Raw genomic sequence first — 16,985 nt, 5'->3', positions numbered from 1 at the left:
GAAATCTTTCAGGAGTATTGAGTAATGGTTATGGACTATCAGGGATTCGTTTTATATTTAGTGATCAGAGTTCTGCGTTTATTAAAAAACCTAATATGTTACCTATTTTAAATAAGGCTCATGTATTGAAGCATCCGGACTTGGGGGTGTCAGAGCGCTATTTCGAGTTTCCAGAAAGAATTTTACAGTTCGGAACAGGTGTTTTGCTGAGAGGCCTGGTGGATTATCTGGTAGATAAGGCCAATAAACAGGGTGTTTATCAGGGTAGGATCGTGGTGGTAAAGTCCACCGGAGGGGATACGACGGAGTTCAGCAAACAGGATAACCTGTTCACGACCAATATAAAAGGTGTTTCTCAGGGAGAACTGGTGAATCAGGTACTGATCAATGCTTCTATTAGCCGGGTTCTGCAATCGAATGCAGACTGGGAACAGATATTACTGGCTGTCCGGCAGCCGGCATTACAGACCATCATCTCGAATACTACAGAAGTAGGGATACAATATGTAGCCGAGAAAATAGACGGCGTACCGTCCTCATTCCCCGGAAAACTGCTGGCAGTGCTCTGGGAGCGTTTCCAGTACTTTAAAGGGGCCTCTCATACCGGGTTTGTCATCGTACCGACAGAACTGGTGGTGAATAACGGCCAGCTGCTGAAGGAAATAGTGCTGAAACTGGCGGCTTATAACCGTCTGCCGGCTACTTTTCTGCAATGGATAGCGGAAGATAATCATTTCTGTAGTTCTCTGGTAGACAGGATTGTGCCGGGGAAACCGAAGGAACTGGCGGCACTGGAAGAAAAAGCAGGTTATACAGACGGACTGTGGATAGATACCGAGCCTTACCTCTTATGGGCAATAGAAGGGGATGAAAGGGTGAAGGAGGTACTGGGCTTCCATCAGACAGACAACAGGATGCTGATAGCCAAAGATATTACACCGTTCAGGGAGCAGAAGCTGCGTATCCTCAATGGGAGTCATACGATATCCGTACCGCTGGGCTATCTGAGCGGATTGAACATCGTACTGGAATGTATGGAAGATGCGAATATGCGCTCCTTTTTCCGTACCGTTATACTCGAAGAGATCTTACCGACGATAAAGGATATTTGTCCGCAGGCGCCTGCATTCGCAGAAGATGTACTCGATCGTTTTGCCAATCCGAATATTGCGCATAAACTGCTGAGTATTACCTTTCAGGAAAGCATGAAAATGAATGCAAGGAATGTGAAAACGATCGTGCGTTACTATGAGAAATTTCAGTCATTGCCGGCCAGTATGTGTCTGGGATTTGCGGCGATGCTGCTGTTCCTGCGGCCGGAGAAACTGGATAAGGGACAATACTCCGGACAACGGGGAGATGAATACTATACCATTACGGATGATAATATCGCCATCTTTGCGGAGTACTGGTCACAGGTAACCGGCAGAGGGGGAGACGCTATCGCGGAGATGGTACAGGCCATCAGTGCAGATCAGCGTTTATGGGAAGCCGACCTTTCGCAGATAACAGGTTTTACAGATGCCGTATCCGCGCATCTGCAGGGTATGTTACAGGAAGGAGTGAAGTCGTATGCAGATAGCTACAGTAAAGTATTATAAGGAACCAGAACGTTTATGAAACAATTCTTAGATGCTGACTTTCTGTTGCAGACAGAAACAGCCAGACAGTTATTCCACGATTATGCCAAAGAGATGCCTGTCATCGACTATCATAATCATCTGCCTCCTGATGAAATAGCCAGTAACCGTCAGTTTGAAAATCTGACTGCCATGTGGCTGAAAGGCGACCATTATAAGTGGCGTGCTATGCGTGCAAACGGAGTTGCAGAAGAAGATATTACCGGTCCGGCGGATGATTATACAAAGTTCAGACGATGGGCAGAAACGGTGCCTTATACGATGCGTAATCCACTGTATCACTGGACGCATATGGAACTGCTGAATCCATTTGGTGTAAAACAGCTGCTCAACGGTGATAGTGCCGGAGAGATATATCAGCATTGTCAGGAACAGTTACCAAAATGGACTACTCAGGCACTGTTGCAGCATTTTAAGGTTGACACATTGTGTACCACAGATGATCCCTGTGATACACTGGAATATCATAAAGCGATCAGTCAGTCTGGTTTCAAAGTACGCGTATTGCCTACTTTCAGACCGGATAAGGCGATCGGCGTAGAAGATGTAGCTGGTTTTAATGCTTATGCAGATAAACTGGGTACGGCTGCCGGAATGAACACAGATACTTATGCACAGTTTATTGCTGCGCTGCGTAACCGGCATGATTACTTTCATGCAAATGGCGGCCGTCTGGCAGATCATGGACTGAGTACTTTTTATGCAGGAAATTTTACAGCAGAAAGCCTGAATGTCGCTTATGCAAAATTGCGTAAAGGACAGACACTCACACCGGAAGAAGCAGACGCATTCAAAGCAGGAACATTACATTTTATCTGCGAATGGCATCACGAGCGTGGTTGGGTACAACAGTTCCATATAGGTGCTATCAGGAATAATAACAGCCGTTTGCTGAGCCGGATAGGAGCAGATGCGGGTGTGGATTCAATCGGTGACTGGCAGGTCGCACAGGCGATGTCTGTATTTTTTGACAGACTGGATAAAGTGGATAAACTGGCAAAGACAGTGGTATACAATCTGAATCCTGCATACAATGAAGTATTCGCAACGATGATTGGTAATTTTCAGGATGGCACTGTACCCGGTAAGATGCAGTTTGGCTCCGGCTGGTGGTTCCTCGACCAGAAAGATGGCATGGAAAAGCAGATAAATACCCTGAGCAATATGGGCTTACTCAGCAGATTCGTAGGGATGCTGACTGATTCGAGAAGTTTTCTTTCTTATTCCCGTCATGAATATTTTCGCCGTATTTTGTGTAACCTCATCGGTAATGATGTCGAGAACGGAGAACTGCCGGCAGATATTAAATGGCTGGGCAAAATGGTGCAGGACATCAGTTACAATAATGCCAGATCGTATTTCGGATTTTAGACCCTACAAAGCATGAAGCCAGTTAAAGTTATTTCGTTTGGAGAAATATTATTGCGCTTGTCACCGGAGTGGAACAATCACAGCGCAGCCCTGTATGTAGGTGGTGCAGAAGCCAATGTGGCCGCAGCACTCGCACGTTGGGGCACACCGGTAGCTTATATCAGTAAAGCGCCTGACAATGGTATTGCCACACAGGTGCTTGAACAGCTGGAATCGCTGGGTGTAGCGACAGACCGTATGTTGAAAGGCGGTGACCGCATTGGCATTTATTATCTGGAACAAGGCACTGACCTGAAGAATGCAGGTGTGGTGTATGACAGAAAATATTCTTCTTTCAGTCAGCTGGAACCGGGTACCGTGGATTGGGGTAGTCTGCTGGGTGACGCTGAATGGTTTCATTGGAGCGCATTGACACCCGCATTGAATGAAAATACGGCCGTGATCTGTAAAGAAATACTGGAAGCAGCATCCCGAAAAGGGCTGAAGATATCCACAGATCTGAACTATCGTAGTAAGCTGTGGCAGTACGGTAAACAGCCATTTGCTGTAATGCCGGAACTGGTACAATATTGTGACGTGGTGATGGGCAATATCTGGGCCTCACATCAGATGCTGGATACCGCATTAAATACGGTGGCACTGGAAACGGCGACGAAGGAGACTTATCTGGCAGAAGCTGCATCTGTAGCCAAAGAAATTACAGAGAAGTTCCCACGTTGTAAACAGGTGGCCTTTACGTTCCGTTTTTCCAATGCATTTACACATAATCTGTATTATGCCACCTGGTATGAGGGCGGCGAACTGAAAGTATCAAAGCAATATGAAACCAATGAGGTAGTAGATCGTGTGGGAAGTGGAGATAGTTTTATGGCAGGACTGATACATGGACAGGTAAGCGGAATGGATGCGCAGCAGACGATTTCATTTGCGGCAGCAGCAGCATGGTCCAAATTATTCCTGAAAGGAGATTTTAATTTAACTGATAAAGCAGACATCTTAAAACTGATATAGACATGGCAGTACCAGCAGCAGAGATCATTGCAGCATTTGAGCGTAGTAAAGCAATTCCGGTATTTTATCATGATGATGCCGCCGTATGTATACAGGTGTTACAAGCCTGTTATGATGCAGGTATCCGTGTATTTGAATTTACTAACCGTGGTGAAAATGCAAAACGCAATTTTACCGCTATGCGCGAACATAAAATACTGACCATGCCTGATATGTATCTGGGAATAGGTACAATTAAGGTAGCGGAAGATGTAAAGGCGTTTGCACGACAGGGAGCGGATTTTATTGTAAGTCCGATCATCGATGCAGGCGTGGCGGAAAGTTGCCGCGAAGAGAATATCGTGTGGATACCCGGTTGTATGACACCTTCAGAAATTGCTATTGCAGAGAAATATGAAGCACCTTTAACAAAACTGTTTCCCGGAAATGTATTAGGACCCGGTTTTGTAAAAGCGATCAAGCCTTTATTTCCAAAGATGAAGTTTATGCCGACCGGAGGAGTAGAGCCTACTAAAGAGAGTATAAAATCATGGCTGGATGCGGGCGTAGTATGTGTGGGAATGGGCTCCAATCTGCTGAATAAGGAGCTGATAGATAAGAAGGATTGGGCAGCGCTGAAAGTACAGTTAACCGGACTGGTGAAACTGATTCAGGAAGTTGCCTGATGAGCCCATTTGCAGCAGGCATTTTAACTAATTTATTTCCTGTGGGCGCTGGTTTGGGCGGATGCAGGAAATAAGGTCTCAACTTTTAATTAGTAATCATTTATCAACGTTTGTAATAAAGTCTACATATGCAAAATGCATAGCAGGCAATATTATATGCAAACGTTTGCATTATTCGACAGAGTGTTGTAAATTGATAACACTTTATAAATTCCAAAATGAAAGGCATGGATTCCACTAAAATTGGCAGATATCGCTGGAGCATTTGTGCATTGCTCTTTTTTGCTACCACTATCAACTATATAGACCGGCAGGTGATTGGTTTGTTAAAGCCTATATTATCAGACCAGTTTGAATGGTCCGAGAAGGATTTCGGAGGTATGATGTCCGCATTTTCGGCTGCATATGCAGTTGGTTTGCTGGTATTTGGCCGTCTGGTAGATAAGATCGGTACCAAAATGGGATACATTTTATCTATTGTGGTATGGAGTTTTGCTGCGATGGGACATGCGCTGGCGAAGACGACCATGGGTTTTGGTATTGCACGTGTATTACTGGGACTGGGTGAATCCGGCAACTTTCCTGTAGCGATCAAAACAGTAGCAGAATGGTTCCCTAAAAAGGAACGTGCACTGGCTACCGGTATATTCAATTCCGGCGCTAATATAGGGGCCGTAGTGGCGCCGATAGTAGTTCCATGGCTGGCTGGTACCTATGGCTGGCAACATGCCTTTATATGGACCGGTATTATAGGTTTTGTGTGGCTGGTCTTCTGGATCTTCATGTATGAGATTCCGGCACGTCACAAGAAACTGACACAGGCAGAGTTTGATCATATTCATAGCGATGATGCTGTACATACAGTGGCAGACGGAGAAATTCCTGATGGCGTAAAACCAGTTACACCTGCTGCTGTAGCTGCTGCCAGCACTCCACCTGAAAAGAAGAGTGTCAGCTGGTCTAAGCTGCTGGGTGTGCGACAGACATGGGCATTTGTATTCGGTAAACTGCTGACTGACCCTATCTGGTGGTTCTTCCTGTTCTGGTTGCCTTCTTATTTTGCCACTACTTTCAACCTCGATTTCAAGAAACCTAACTTACAGTTATTTGTGATCTATACCGCTACAACCGTCGGTAGTATTGGTGGCGGATATCTCTCTTCGTGGCTGATCAACAAAGGCTGGCCGGTGTTCAGGGCGCGTAAAACGTCGATGCTGTTATTTGCGATCTGCGTGGTACCGATCATGTTTGCAAAGAGTACAAATAATATATGGGTAGTGGTAGGACTGATCAGTTTAGCAGCTGCCGCACATCAGGCATGGTCTGCCAATATCTTCACCACCGCTTCTGATATGTTCCCTAAACATGCGGTAAGTTCTGTAGTAGGTATTGGTGGGATGGCTGGTTCCATTGGTGGTAGCCTGTTTCCGATATTTGCGGGTTTTCTGCTGGACCATTATAAAGAGCAGGGAAACATTGGTACAGGGTATAATATCCTGTTTTTAATAAGCGGATCGATGTATCTGCTGGCGTGGCTGATAATGCATTTATTTGCGCCGAAAATGGAGCAGGTAAAGCTTTAACATAAATAAATAAAAAGGGCTCCTTGTCAATTGACAAGGAGCCCTTTTTATTTATTTATGAGAATGTCTGTTAGTATTTAATGCTTAATTACGCTTAACCTTAGCTTAAAGACTAACACCCCGTTTCCACGGAATAAAGTCATCCTGATTCAACAGTTCTGCTTTGGTTTTTACCTCACCACTGGCAGTCTGGATAACGTATTCAAGGATCTCTTCACCCATTTCTTCAATTGACTTTTCGCCACTGATGATAGTACCGGTGTTGATATCGATGATATCGGGCATGCGTTTCGCCAGTTTGGTATTGGTAGCCAGTTTCAGTACAGGAGCGATAGGGTTGCCGGTAGGCGTACCCAGACCTGTGGTGAAGAGAACTATGTTTGCACCGGAGCCTACTTCTGCTGAGGTGGATTCTACATCATTACCGGGTGTGCAAAGGAGGTTCAGACCCGGTTTGGTAACGTATTCTGTATAATCGAGTACATCTACTACAGGAGAGATACCACCTTTTTTGGCAGCGCCGGCGGACTTGATAGCATCCGTAATGAGACCATCTTTGATATTGCCCGGAGAAGGATTCATGTAGAAACCGGAGCCTACAGATTCCGCCTGACTTTCATACGCCCGCATGATACGGATGAATTTATCAGAAGTATCTTTTTCTACGCAACGGTTGATCAGCTCCTGTTCCACACCGCAAAGCTCAGGGAACTCGGAGAGGATAGAAGCACCACCTAATGCAACGATCAGGTCGGAAGTATGACCTACGGCAGGGTTGGCGGAGATACCGGAGAAGCCGTCAGAACCACCACATTCCAGACCGATTACCAGTTTTGACAGCGGACTTGGCTGACGAGGCTGTTTATCAGCTTCGATCAGGGCCATGAAGGTATCTCTGATAGCGTCGGACAACATATCAAATTCTGAAGCACTTTTCTGTTGTTCGAATACCAATACAGGTTTGTCAAAGTCTGGATTCAGTTTCTGCAACGCATTTTTCAGGATAGATACCTGTGCATGCTGACAACCGAGACTTAATACGGTTGCACCAGCTACGTTTGGATGGTGAATATAACCGGCCAGCAGCGCGCATAGTGCGTCTGAATCCTGACGTGTACCACCACAGCCGCCTTCGTGCATGAGGAATTTAACCCCATCGATATTGGAGAAAACAGTGTTACGTTTGGCACTGTCCGTTACAGGCGTTGCTTTATATGTTTTGATGGCATTCAGGTCACCGCTTTTGTACAGTGATACGAGGTCTTGTACCTGATCATTGTACACTTCGGTAGGAGCGAAGCCCAATCCTTTTTCAAAGGCGGTTTTGATAACGCTGACATTGCGGTTTTCGCAGAATACCATAGGGATTACCAGCCAGTAGTTGCGTGTACCTACCTGTCCGTCTTTACGCGGATAGCCCATAAAGGTGCGGTCTTTCCATTTGCTGACATCAGGTTTTTGCCATTCTATACTACCTTCTTTTTCGTGAAAAGCGTTTGCATCATGCTGGATATTGACAGTGGTGATGAGCTCACCTTTGAGGATAGGCGCATTCGCTTTACCAACGAGTACACCGTACATAGTAATAGGATCGCCGGTTTGTATGTCGGAGATCATGAATTTATGCTTAGCGGGAACTTCCTTGAGTAAAGTAATTGTGGAACCATTAAAACCGACTTCTGTACCCTGTGGGAGGTCCTGCAGGGCGACGAGTACATTATCGTCGGGATGTATTTGTAGAAAAGTGTTCATAATAAGCTAAAGTATGAAATAACACTACCTCCTGTTAATACTAAAATCTTAATCCTTGATAAGATTTTGCCTTTGAAACGGTCAGGATAGTATCATTGAATGCTAAAACATTTTAGCGGCAGAAGTTTAGCAGTTCCGGGTTTGCCGCTATTTTATGCAAACGTTTGCAATTTTCCTCATTAAGCGCTATCTTTCATCCAGGTTATGAAAAAGGTGCACTGATACAAGCATCCCCATAATTTATTATCATTTCCAAACCTAATATGTCGTAATATGACTGCAGAAACCAGGTACGCCTCCAGTCCGGCGGAGGTACTGAGCTGGAATACAGCCCAGACCAGAAAGGAACTATTGATTGAACAGCTGTTCGTACAGGATGAGATTAAACTGGTATATAGTCACTATGACCGCTTTGTCACAGGTGGTATTTTCCCGGTAACCAAAGCATTACAACTCACAGCTCCTGACCAGTTTAAGGCGGCTTATTTTCTGGAAAGGAGAGAATTGGGCATCATCAATGTGGGTGGCGCAGGCGTGGTAACTGTAGATGGTGAAACCTTTGAGATCGGTTTTAAAGAAGCGCTGTATGTAGGTAAAGGAAAGAAGGAAGTCTCTTTCAGCAGTAAAGACAGTGTGGCTCCCGCAAAGTTCTACCTGAATTCAACTCCTGCACATCATGAATACCCAAGCCGCCATGTTACCCGTAAAGATGCGGAAGTAGTAACACTGGGAGCAATGGAAACCTCTAATCATCGTACTATCAATAAACTGCTTGTCAGTACTGTATTACCTACCTGCCAGTTACAGATGGGTATGACAGAACTCAAGCCCGGTAGTGTATGGAATACCATGCCTGCACATACGCATGACAGACGTATGGAAGTCTATTTTTATTTCGAAGTGCCACAGGGGCAATCTGTCTGCCATTTCTGGGGCCAGCCACAGGAAACCCGGCATGTCTGGATGCAGAACGAGCAGGCAATTATCTCTCCGCCATGGTCTATTCACTCCGGCGCCGGTACCAGCAACTATACTTTCATCTGGGGTATGGCGGGCGAGAATCTGGATTATGGAGATATGGACGTATGCGCAATACCTGATCTCAAATAATCATTATGAAGCGGATATTATTACTGTTAATGGCAGCAGGAATGTGGCATTCCGCTCTGCTGGCCAGTTCCACGGATAATGGAAAAGCTGCTCCGGTAAGCATTACCATTAAAAATACTTCTGCAATCGCACGTACAGCGGAAATCGTTGAGATTCCCTATACAAAGCTGCAGGGACTGACAGGCGCCTTTAAACTGATCAATAAAAAGACAGGAAAAGAAGTGCCTTATCAGATAGCCTATGAAGGCTCGCCTCAACCACAATTACTACTGGTACAGATAAGCGTACCCGCCAATAACAGTGTTATACTTACGGCGGTCGCTGGTCAGCCGGCTGTTGTAAAGCCCCGTACTTACGCACGTTATGTTCCGGAACGTAAAGATGATTTTGCGTGGGAAAATGACCGGATCGCTTTTCGTATGTATGGTGCGGCGCTGGAAAAATTCCCGGCAGAAAACGCATCTGGTATAGATGTCTGGACGAAACGTACGCCTGAGCTGGTATTGAACAGGTGGTACAAGACGAACGACTATCATCATGACAACGGACAAGGACTGGATTATTACCATGTAGGCATGACACTGGGTGGTGGGGATATCGCACCTTATCTGCATGACTCCCTCTATTTTCCAAAGAACTACAGGACCTGGAAAGTGCTGGATAGTGGTCCCTTACGCTGTACTTTCCAGCTGGGATACGAACCATGGCAGGTAGATGGAAAGACAGTGGCTGTGGTCAAAACGATCTCCCTCGATGCGGGCTCACAGTTAAACAAAATGAGCGTATCGTATACGTTGCAACAGGCGGATAGTCTGCCGGTAGCAGCAGGTATTGTAAAACGCGCAGATCCCGGCACCTTGCTGCTGGACGAAAAGACAGGCGTAATAGGATATTGGGAACCTGAGCATGGTGCGGATGGTATTACTGGTCTTGGGCTGGTTGTACCTGTGAAGAGAGGACATATGAAAGTTACCGGTCAGCATTTGCTGGCTATAGAGAAGGTCGGTGGACAACAGCCGTTTGTATATTACTTCGGTGCTGCATGGAATAAGGCAGGCCAGTATACCAGCGCGGCAGCATGGTTTGCGTATCTGCAGACGTTCGCTGCTAAACAGGCTGCTCCATTGGAAATTAATATCAATTAGTAAAACCGTATTGCTATTTATGATCTTACAATCTTTTGATCTGACAGGTAAGACCGCTCTGGTAACAGGGTGCAAAAGAGGTATTGGAATGGGCATGGCAGTGGCGCTGGCGGAAGCAGGTGCTGATGTCATCGGGGTATCCGCATCACTGGAAAAGGAAGGCAGCGAAGTAGAGAAAGCAGTGAAGGCGACAGGCAGGCAATTCTACGGTTACCAGTGTGATCTGGGTAACCGGGAAGCGCTCTACTCCTTTGTGAAAGAGATACATGCAAACCATCCGGTAGTAGATATATTGGTAAATAATGCCGGTACTATTCTCAGAAAACCGGCAGCAGAACATCCTGACGAATACTGGGATGAAGTGATCAATATTAATCTGAATGCGCAGTTTATTCTTACCCGTGAAATCGGCAAAGGAATGATCGCACGAGGCAGCGGAAAGATTATCTTTACAGCATCGCTACTCACCTTCCAGGGAGGTATCAATGTGCCCGGATATGCGGCCAGCAAAGGAGCCGTAGGTTCATTGGTGAAGGCTTTCGCCAATGAATGGGCAGGTAAGGGGATCAATGTGAATGCAATTGCACCGGGATATATCGCTACTGATAATACAGCTGCATTACGTGCAGACGAAAAACGCAGTGCTTCCATATTGGAACGTATACCTGCCGGCAGATGGGGAGAACCGGCTGATTTCAAAGGACCGGTTGTATTCCTCGCATCTGCAGCAGCTGACTATATCCATGGCACGATACTGACTGTTGACGGAGGATGGATGGGGCGTTAAAACAGCACCTTTATACTGATCTATGAGCAAAAGAACTGAAAAGACAATCGTTGACATTGCGGAAGAGCTGAAACTCTCCATATCTACCGTTTCCCGTGCGCTGAACAATCATCCGAATATCAGCGTCAAGACAAAGGAAAAGGTAAAGAAGATGGCGAACAAGCTGGGGTATCGCCCCAATGCAATGGCGGCAGGTTTGCGTAACAGCAGGAGCCGGACCATAGGACTGGTTGTGCCCCGTATTTCTATGTTCTTTCCCGCTACTATCAGTACCGTTATCCAGAACAAGCTGTATGAACACGGCTATCATGTGCTGATCTGTCAATCTAATGATTCCCTTGAACAGGAGATCGCGCTGGCAGAGACACTATATTCTACCAGAATTGATGCACTGGCTGTTTCCAGTACATTATATACAACTGATTTCTCTCACTTTGATATCTTCAAGGATAATAATATTCCATTGGTGTTCTTTGACCGCGTACCAAAAGATTATCAGGCAAAAGTGGTGAGAGGAGATGACTATCTCGGAGGATATACAGTAACAGAACACCTGATAGAAAAAGGATGTAAAGATATTGTACATATCTCCGGACCACTGACCTGTAGCCTTTATGTAGACCGCGTAGCAGGATATAAAAACGCCTTGCGTAAACATAAAATACCGTTCAAAAAATCGCGTGTGTTCTATCAGGAGCTCACGAAAGAAAATGCACAACAGGCATGTGAAAAGATCTTTGCCAGACAACCCTGGCCGGATGGTGTATTTGCTGCGAATGATACAACTGCGATCGCTATTCTGGAGCATTGCCGCAAGCTGAATCTGCGTGTACCGGAGGATATTAAGATCGTAGGTTATTCCAATGACCCGCGCGCGGAAATCAGTACACCTACCATCACATCAATAGATCAGTTCCCGGCATTGATGGGAGAACGTGTAGCAGCCGCATTACTTGATCTGATGCAGCAACCGGCATCCGCACCACAGCGCTATTCAGAAGAGATCGTACCTATCGAACTGATAGAACGTGCATCTTCGGCAACTGTTGCGGCTACCAAAACACGCGGTAAAAAGAAAGTAAAATAAAGCAGGGTTGCTGTTGATAAACAGCCCTGCTTTTCTTTTATACATAAGTGCAAACGATTGCGTAAAAATAATTGCTCAATAACCGTACAATTTGTAGTGCGGGTAATAAAATTACACGAGATGAAAAAACTATCACTCCTATTCTGTGCATGCCTGCTAACAGGCGCCATTACAACAGGGTATGCCCAGCAGGGCAGCCGTAAAAAAGAACTCATTGCTACAGCTGATAAAACGCTGGATCTGGCGGTACGTCAGTATAAACTGATGATGCAGCATGTACCTGATGACGTATTGCCACGTACAACCAATAATGAAGATGGCAGTTTTGTTACCGCAAAGACTAATTGGTGGACAGCCGGTTTTTATCCCGGTACACTCTGGTATCTGTATGAATATTCTAAAGATAATACCCTGAAACAGGAAGCACTGAAACGTACGGCACAGGTAGAGGTGGAGAAGAATAATAAGGGTACCCATGACCTTGGGTTTATGTTGTATTGCAGCGCGGGTAATGCATATCGTATCACTAAAGATCCGAAGTATAAGGAAGTACTGCTGACAAGCGCACGTTCATTGTCTACAAGGTTCAATCCGAAAGTAGGTTGTATCAAATCATGGGATCATGGAAAATGGGAGTTCCCGGTGATCATTGATAATATGATGAACCTCGAACTGCTGAACTGGGCGACCCGCGTCAGCAAAGATCCTTCTTTTGACCGCATTGCACGTACACATGCGAATACAACCATAAAGCATCACTACAGGAGAGATTACAGTTCTTACCACGTGATTGGTTATGATAGTACTACCGGTGCTGTGCTGGCAAGAAACACCGCACAGGGTGCAAATGATACTTCCGCCTGGTCACGTGGACAGGCATGGGGTCTTTATGGTTACACGATGATGTACCGTGACACCAAAGACAAAGCTTATCTGGCACAGGCACAACATATTGCTGATTATATCCTGAATCATCCGCGTATGCCGGAAGATCTGATTCCTTACTGGGATTATGATGCACCTGGCATTCCAAATGCACCAAGAGATGCTTCGGCTGGTGCAGTAGCTGCATCTGCTTTATTGGAATTGAGTCGTTATACAAAAGGAGCAACTGCTGCACGTTACTGGAATGCTGCCGAGAAAATGCTGGAAAGTCTGGCTAGTCCGGCGTATCTGGCAAAGGAAGGAGAGAATAATAATTTCATCCTGATGCATAGTGTTGGTTCTATTCCGCATAAATCAGAAGTGGATGTACCACTGACCTATGCTGACTATTACTTTGTAGAAGCTTTATTACGGTACAAGCAATGGGCTAAATAATGCACAGACGTCATTTTATAAAAGCTGTTCCTCTCGCCGGTATGGCAGGGGCAGTAAAAACAGGGCACTTCCTGCAGGCTGAACAGATGCCTGCAGGAAGTCCTGCTATACAGGCAGACCGCGAATATTGGGTACAGTTGCTGACCCGTATTGCTGAACCGGTCCTGCAATCACTGAGTGCAGGCCGGCTACGTCAGCAGATGCCATTGGAAGTAGCACCGGGCTATAACAAGCCGGTGGAAAAGGTGACTTATCTGGAGGCTTTTGGGCGTACTATGGCAGGTATTGCACCCTGGCTGGAACTTGGTGCAGATGGAACGGCTGAAGGCAAAATAAGGGCTCGTTTTATCGAATATGCACTGAAGGGAACCGCACAGGCAGTAAAACCCGGAGGACCAGATCAGATGAACTTTACAGGACAGTTTGATGGTCAGCCACTGGTAGATGGCGCTTTTCTGGCGCATGCTTTTATACGTGCCCCCGGACAACTATGGAAGCCCTTGCCAGATACGGTGAAACAACAGGTGGTCGCAGGCTTTAAAAGTCTGCGCAGTATCAGACCGGGATATAACAACTGGTTGTTGTTTGCTGCCATCATAGAGGCCGCATTATTGTTGTTTGGAGAGGAATGGGATGGTATGCGAGTGGATTACGCAGTTAAGAAACATCAGGAGTGGTATAAAGGAGATGGTATGTATGGTGACGGGGCAGAATTCCATTTTGACTATTACAATGGTTTTGTGATTCAGCCGATGCTGACAGATATACTGAAGGTCTTGTCAGATACCCGTAAAGTACCCCTAAAAGACTATGAACAGGCTATTACGAGAATGCAGCGTTATGGGGAGATACAGGAACGACAGATTTCGCCGGAAGGCACATTCCCCGTGGTAGGACGTTCTATGACCTACCGTAATGCGGTGTTCCAGCCACTGGTACAGTTGGCATTACATGAGCAATTGCCTTCTTCGCTTACAGCTGGTCAGGTAAGAGCCGCACTCACAGCTGTGATGAAACGGATATATGAAACCGCGGGTACTTTTGATAAGAAAGGCTGGTTACAGCTGGGTTTTTGTGGACATCAGCCGGAGATGGCAGATGTGTATACTTCTACAGGTAGTTTATACCTGTGTACAACAGGGTTTCTGGCATTAGGGCTGCCAGAGCATCATGCTTTCTGGACAGCAGCCCCGGAGGAGTGGACCGCCCAAAAAGCATGGTCGGGCAAGGCAGTAAAGAAAGATCACGCGCTTTAGTCGGTGTTGATATCTATCAGACCATATCTGATACCAAAGATCACGAGCCCTACACGGGTTTTCACCTTCAGTTTGTCACACAGACTGCTTTTATAATCGTCGATAGTACGCGGACTGACAAACATTTTCTGGGCAATTTCTTTGTAGGAAAGTTCTGTACAAAGGAATTGCAGGAATGTCTTTTCTTTTGGCGTCAGTTCGATCTTCTCACTGAGTGATAACACATCTTTCTGCAGACCGGAAATGACTTTTCCGGAGATATAATCAGGCAGATAAAAGTCTTTCTTTATAATAGAATCAAATGCTTCTTTAAGATCATCCGGTTCCACATTCTTCATGATATAACCTTTTGCACCAGATTTCAGCATTTTGATGATAACTGACTCATCATTGAGCATAGAGAGCGCGAGTACTTTGATCTGAGGGAAATGGTTATTGATCCATGCAGCGGTTTCGTAACCGTTCATGCCTGGCATGTTCACGTCGAGTATGAGTATATCCGGTAATTGTAACTCACGGTTATTAATGATCTTGATTACTTCTTCGCCATTGCTGGCTTCAAACAGGATGAAGTAGTCAGTAAAAGTATTAATCAGCCTGCCAAGCGCTTTTCTTACCAGCACATGGTCGTCGGCAATTGCAACACTATATTTCGCTTTCCTGGTTATGCTCATGTAATGACTCTTTGTTTATGGGTATAGTGATACGAATGGCTGTTCCGCTATTTTTCGCACTATTGATATGGAATGTGCCTCCGATCAGGGAGGCCCGTTTTTTTATGTTCATTAACCCAAGGCCTTTCATTCTTTCCTGTCTTGCAAACAGTGCTTCGGGATCGAAGCCTACACCATTATCCTTGATTTCCAGAATGATGATATCTGTTTTATGGGAAAGCCGGACTTCTACCTTACTGGCTTTTGCATGTTTAACAATGTTGTTGAGCATTTCCTGTACAATGCGGAAAAGTATAATCTCGGTCTGATGGTCCAGCAGGTTCCTTACGTCGGCAAAATTAAAAGAAGTTTCGTACAAATTGGTCCTTTTCAGTCTCTCCAGTTCGAAGTCAATCGAGTTGGCAAGGCCGATTTCTGTGACACGGTCAGTATGTAAACTGCGGGAAAGGTCTCTTAATTCTGTGATGGCTTTCTGTAAAGCCTTTCTGCTTTCTTCTATATATTCATGTGCCTCACTGTTATTTTCAACTGGTACGGTTAACAGGGAAAGTGCTACGAAAGTAAGCGACTGTCCGATATTATCGTGTATTTCCTGGGAAAGGTGCCCGAATACGTTTTCCTGGATTTCCAGCTGTGATCTCAATAGTTCCTGTTCATACCTTTCTTTCATTAATCTAAGCTCCTGTACCTGTGACTGCCTGCTCTTCTGATTAAGTATCAACATAATAACGATGAAACCCACCAGTAACACAAGCAGGAAGAGGGACGTAAATATGACTAGGAATACCTCCTGAAAATCAGACTGCATATGAAGGAAATACTGAACAATAAATATAGGATAATATTTACCATAAGGTTGATCGTATAAAGTGTTTTATAGTTATAAAATGGCATTAGTGATATGGCATTCAATACACCTGTCAGCGGTGGACTGCAGGTATAAAAAAGAGGAGACCGGTAGATACCCAGAAAGCAGGCTCTTGCAGAAGGCTGTGCGCTCCCGGAAATTTAATACGTTCATAAAAGTAACAGATACTGGCCGTTACAACGATAATACAACCTAACAAAAATGTATAGGTGTTAAAAACAGTATTAGCGCCCTGAATAAGAAACATATTCACCAAGGCGAATACCGGAAACACAACCATCAATACACCCATCACGTTAACCAGTTTCCCATTGGTCATAAATGAACGAAGCAGAAATATCAGGTAAGTGAAGTTAACGGTCGTGTAAAAGTTATAGATGATCAGGTTACGTTTATTATGAATACTAAACCACCATGCTACCATTTCTACAACGATAGTCACCAGGATATATATAATAAATGTATTCAGGTACCGTGGAGGGTTTTTCTGAAGCTTCGCGAGCAACGCTATGATGAAACAGATAATGATAACAAAAACATGCATAGGTAGTCGGTGTAAAAACGCTTTAGAAATCAGCAGCATATATGTATGTACACAGGACATGGATGTTGGTGGCAGATATTTTTAGATGATTATTAATGGCTTTGATGCGACCGGTAAATTAATAAAAGTGGGGATAAAATATTTACGGGTCCTAAAAAAAGCTGCCGGATGG

The 16,985-nt window shown here is 45.2% G+C and carries 15 protein-coding genes; 11 read left to right on the top strand and 4 right to left on the bottom strand.

Going from position 1 to position 16,985, the window contains the following annotated elements:
- Window positions 1–95 precede the first annotated feature (95 nt).
- From FEF09_RS02140 to FEF09_RS02120, 5 genes are all read left to right on the top strand, one after another.
- Entirely contained in the window at window positions 96–1,601 is a 1,506-nt protein-coding gene (locus FEF09_RS02140) for a tagaturonate reductase (RefSeq protein ID WP_146303455.1), read from the top strand.
- A 15-nt stretch (window positions 1,602–1,616) separates the two neighbouring features.
- Complete coding sequence (uxaC, locus tag FEF09_RS02135; RefSeq protein WP_146303453.1) at window positions 1,617–3,011, top strand: glucuronate isomerase; 1,395 nt, start codon at window positions 1,617–1,619, stop codon at window positions 3,009–3,011.
- A 12-nt stretch (window positions 3,012–3,023) separates the two neighbouring features.
- Window positions 3,024–4,022: a sugar kinase gene (locus FEF09_RS02130; RefSeq protein ID WP_146303451.1), complete on the top strand. Its 999-nt coding sequence runs from the start codon at window positions 3,024–3,026 to the stop codon at window positions 4,020–4,022.
- A 2-nt stretch (window positions 4,023–4,024) separates the two neighbouring features.
- On the top strand, window positions 4,025–4,687 hold the full coding sequence (locus tag FEF09_RS02125) for a bifunctional 4-hydroxy-2-oxoglutarate aldolase/2-dehydro-3-deoxy-phosphogluconate aldolase (RefSeq protein ID WP_146303449.1): 663 nt from the start codon (window positions 4,025–4,027) through the stop codon (window positions 4,685–4,687).
- Window positions 4,688–4,914: 227 nt separating this feature from the next.
- Window positions 4,915–6,270, top strand: coding sequence for an MFS transporter (locus tag FEF09_RS02120; protein WP_186774161.1), 1,356 nt, complete (start codon window positions 4,915–4,917; stop codon window positions 6,268–6,270).
- A 105-nt stretch (window positions 6,271–6,375) separates the two neighbouring features.
- On the opposite strand, the gene FEF09_RS02115 is transcribed toward FEF09_RS02120, so the two are convergent.
- Window positions 6,376–8,022: a UxaA family hydrolase gene (locus FEF09_RS02115; protein WP_146303445.1), complete on the bottom strand. Its 1,647-nt coding sequence runs from the start codon at window positions 8,020–8,022 to the stop codon at window positions 6,376–6,378.
- A gap of 273 nt (window positions 8,023–8,295) precedes the next feature.
- Between FEF09_RS02115 and kduI the strand changes: the two genes are divergently transcribed.
- The 6 genes from kduI (at window position 8,296) to FEF09_RS02085 (ending at window position 14,727) form a co-directional block, all read left to right on the top strand.
- Window positions 8,296–9,132 carry a 5-dehydro-4-deoxy-D-glucuronate isomerase gene (kduI, locus tag FEF09_RS02110; protein WP_146303443.1) on the top strand — a complete coding sequence of 279 codons (837 nt, stop codon included), beginning with the start codon at window positions 8,296–8,298 and terminating at the stop codon, window positions 9,130–9,132.
- Window positions 9,133–9,137: 5 nt separating this feature from the next.
- Window positions 9,138–10,277: a DUF4861 family protein gene (locus FEF09_RS02105; RefSeq protein ID WP_146303441.1), complete on the top strand. Its 1,140-nt coding sequence runs from the start codon at window positions 9,138–9,140 to the stop codon at window positions 10,275–10,277.
- A gap of 22 nt (window positions 10,278–10,299) precedes the next feature.
- Window positions 10,300–11,064 (top strand): SDR family oxidoreductase, encoded by a 765-nt coding sequence (locus FEF09_RS02100; protein ID WP_186774178.1) that lies wholly within the window; start codon window positions 10,300–10,302, stop codon window positions 11,062–11,064.
- A gap of 22 nt (window positions 11,065–11,086) precedes the next feature.
- On the top strand, window positions 11,087–12,151 hold the full coding sequence (locus tag FEF09_RS02095) for a LacI family DNA-binding transcriptional regulator (RefSeq protein WP_146303437.1): 1,065 nt from the start codon (window positions 11,087–11,089) through the stop codon (window positions 12,149–12,151).
- A gap of 120 nt (window positions 12,152–12,271) precedes the next feature.
- Window positions 12,272–13,471, top strand: a complete 1,200-nt coding sequence (locus tag FEF09_RS02090) for a glycoside hydrolase family 88 protein (protein ID WP_146303435.1) — start codon at window positions 12,272–12,274, stop codon at window positions 13,469–13,471.
- Window positions 13,471–14,727 (top strand): DUF2264 domain-containing protein, encoded by a 1,257-nt coding sequence (locus FEF09_RS02085; RefSeq protein ID WP_146303433.1) that lies wholly within the window; start codon window positions 13,471–13,473, stop codon window positions 14,725–14,727. The genes FEF09_RS02090 and FEF09_RS02085 overlap by 1 nt, the downstream gene beginning before the upstream one ends.
- On the opposite strand, the gene FEF09_RS02080 is transcribed toward FEF09_RS02085, so the two are convergent.
- The 3 genes from FEF09_RS02080 to FEF09_RS02070 form a co-directional block, all read right to left on the bottom strand.
- Window positions 14,724–15,401 carry a response regulator transcription factor gene (locus tag FEF09_RS02080; protein WP_012794385.1) on the bottom strand — a complete coding sequence of 226 codons (678 nt, stop codon included), beginning with the start codon at window positions 15,399–15,401 and terminating at the stop codon, window positions 14,724–14,726. The genes FEF09_RS02085 and FEF09_RS02080 overlap by 4 nt on opposite strands.
- Entirely contained in the window at window positions 15,373–16,209 is an 837-nt protein-coding gene (locus FEF09_RS02075) for a sensor histidine kinase (protein ID WP_146303431.1), read from the bottom strand. Before FEF09_RS02075 ends, FEF09_RS02080 begins: the two co-directional genes overlap by 29 nt.
- A 112-nt stretch (window positions 16,210–16,321) precedes the next feature.
- Window positions 16,322–16,813, bottom strand: a complete 492-nt coding sequence (locus FEF09_RS02070; protein ID WP_146303429.1) for a hypothetical protein — start codon at window positions 16,811–16,813, stop codon at window positions 16,322–16,324.
- Between the last annotated feature and the right edge of the window lie 172 nt (window positions 16,814–16,985).

It is taken from the genome of Chitinophaga pinensis, assembly GCF_007896845.1.
GTDB lineage: Bacteria > Bacteroidota > Bacteroidia > Chitinophagales > Chitinophagaceae > Chitinophaga > Chitinophaga pinensis_C.
Note: the sequence above shows the minus strand (reverse complement) of the source record. Positions and strands in the feature narration are given on the sequence as shown.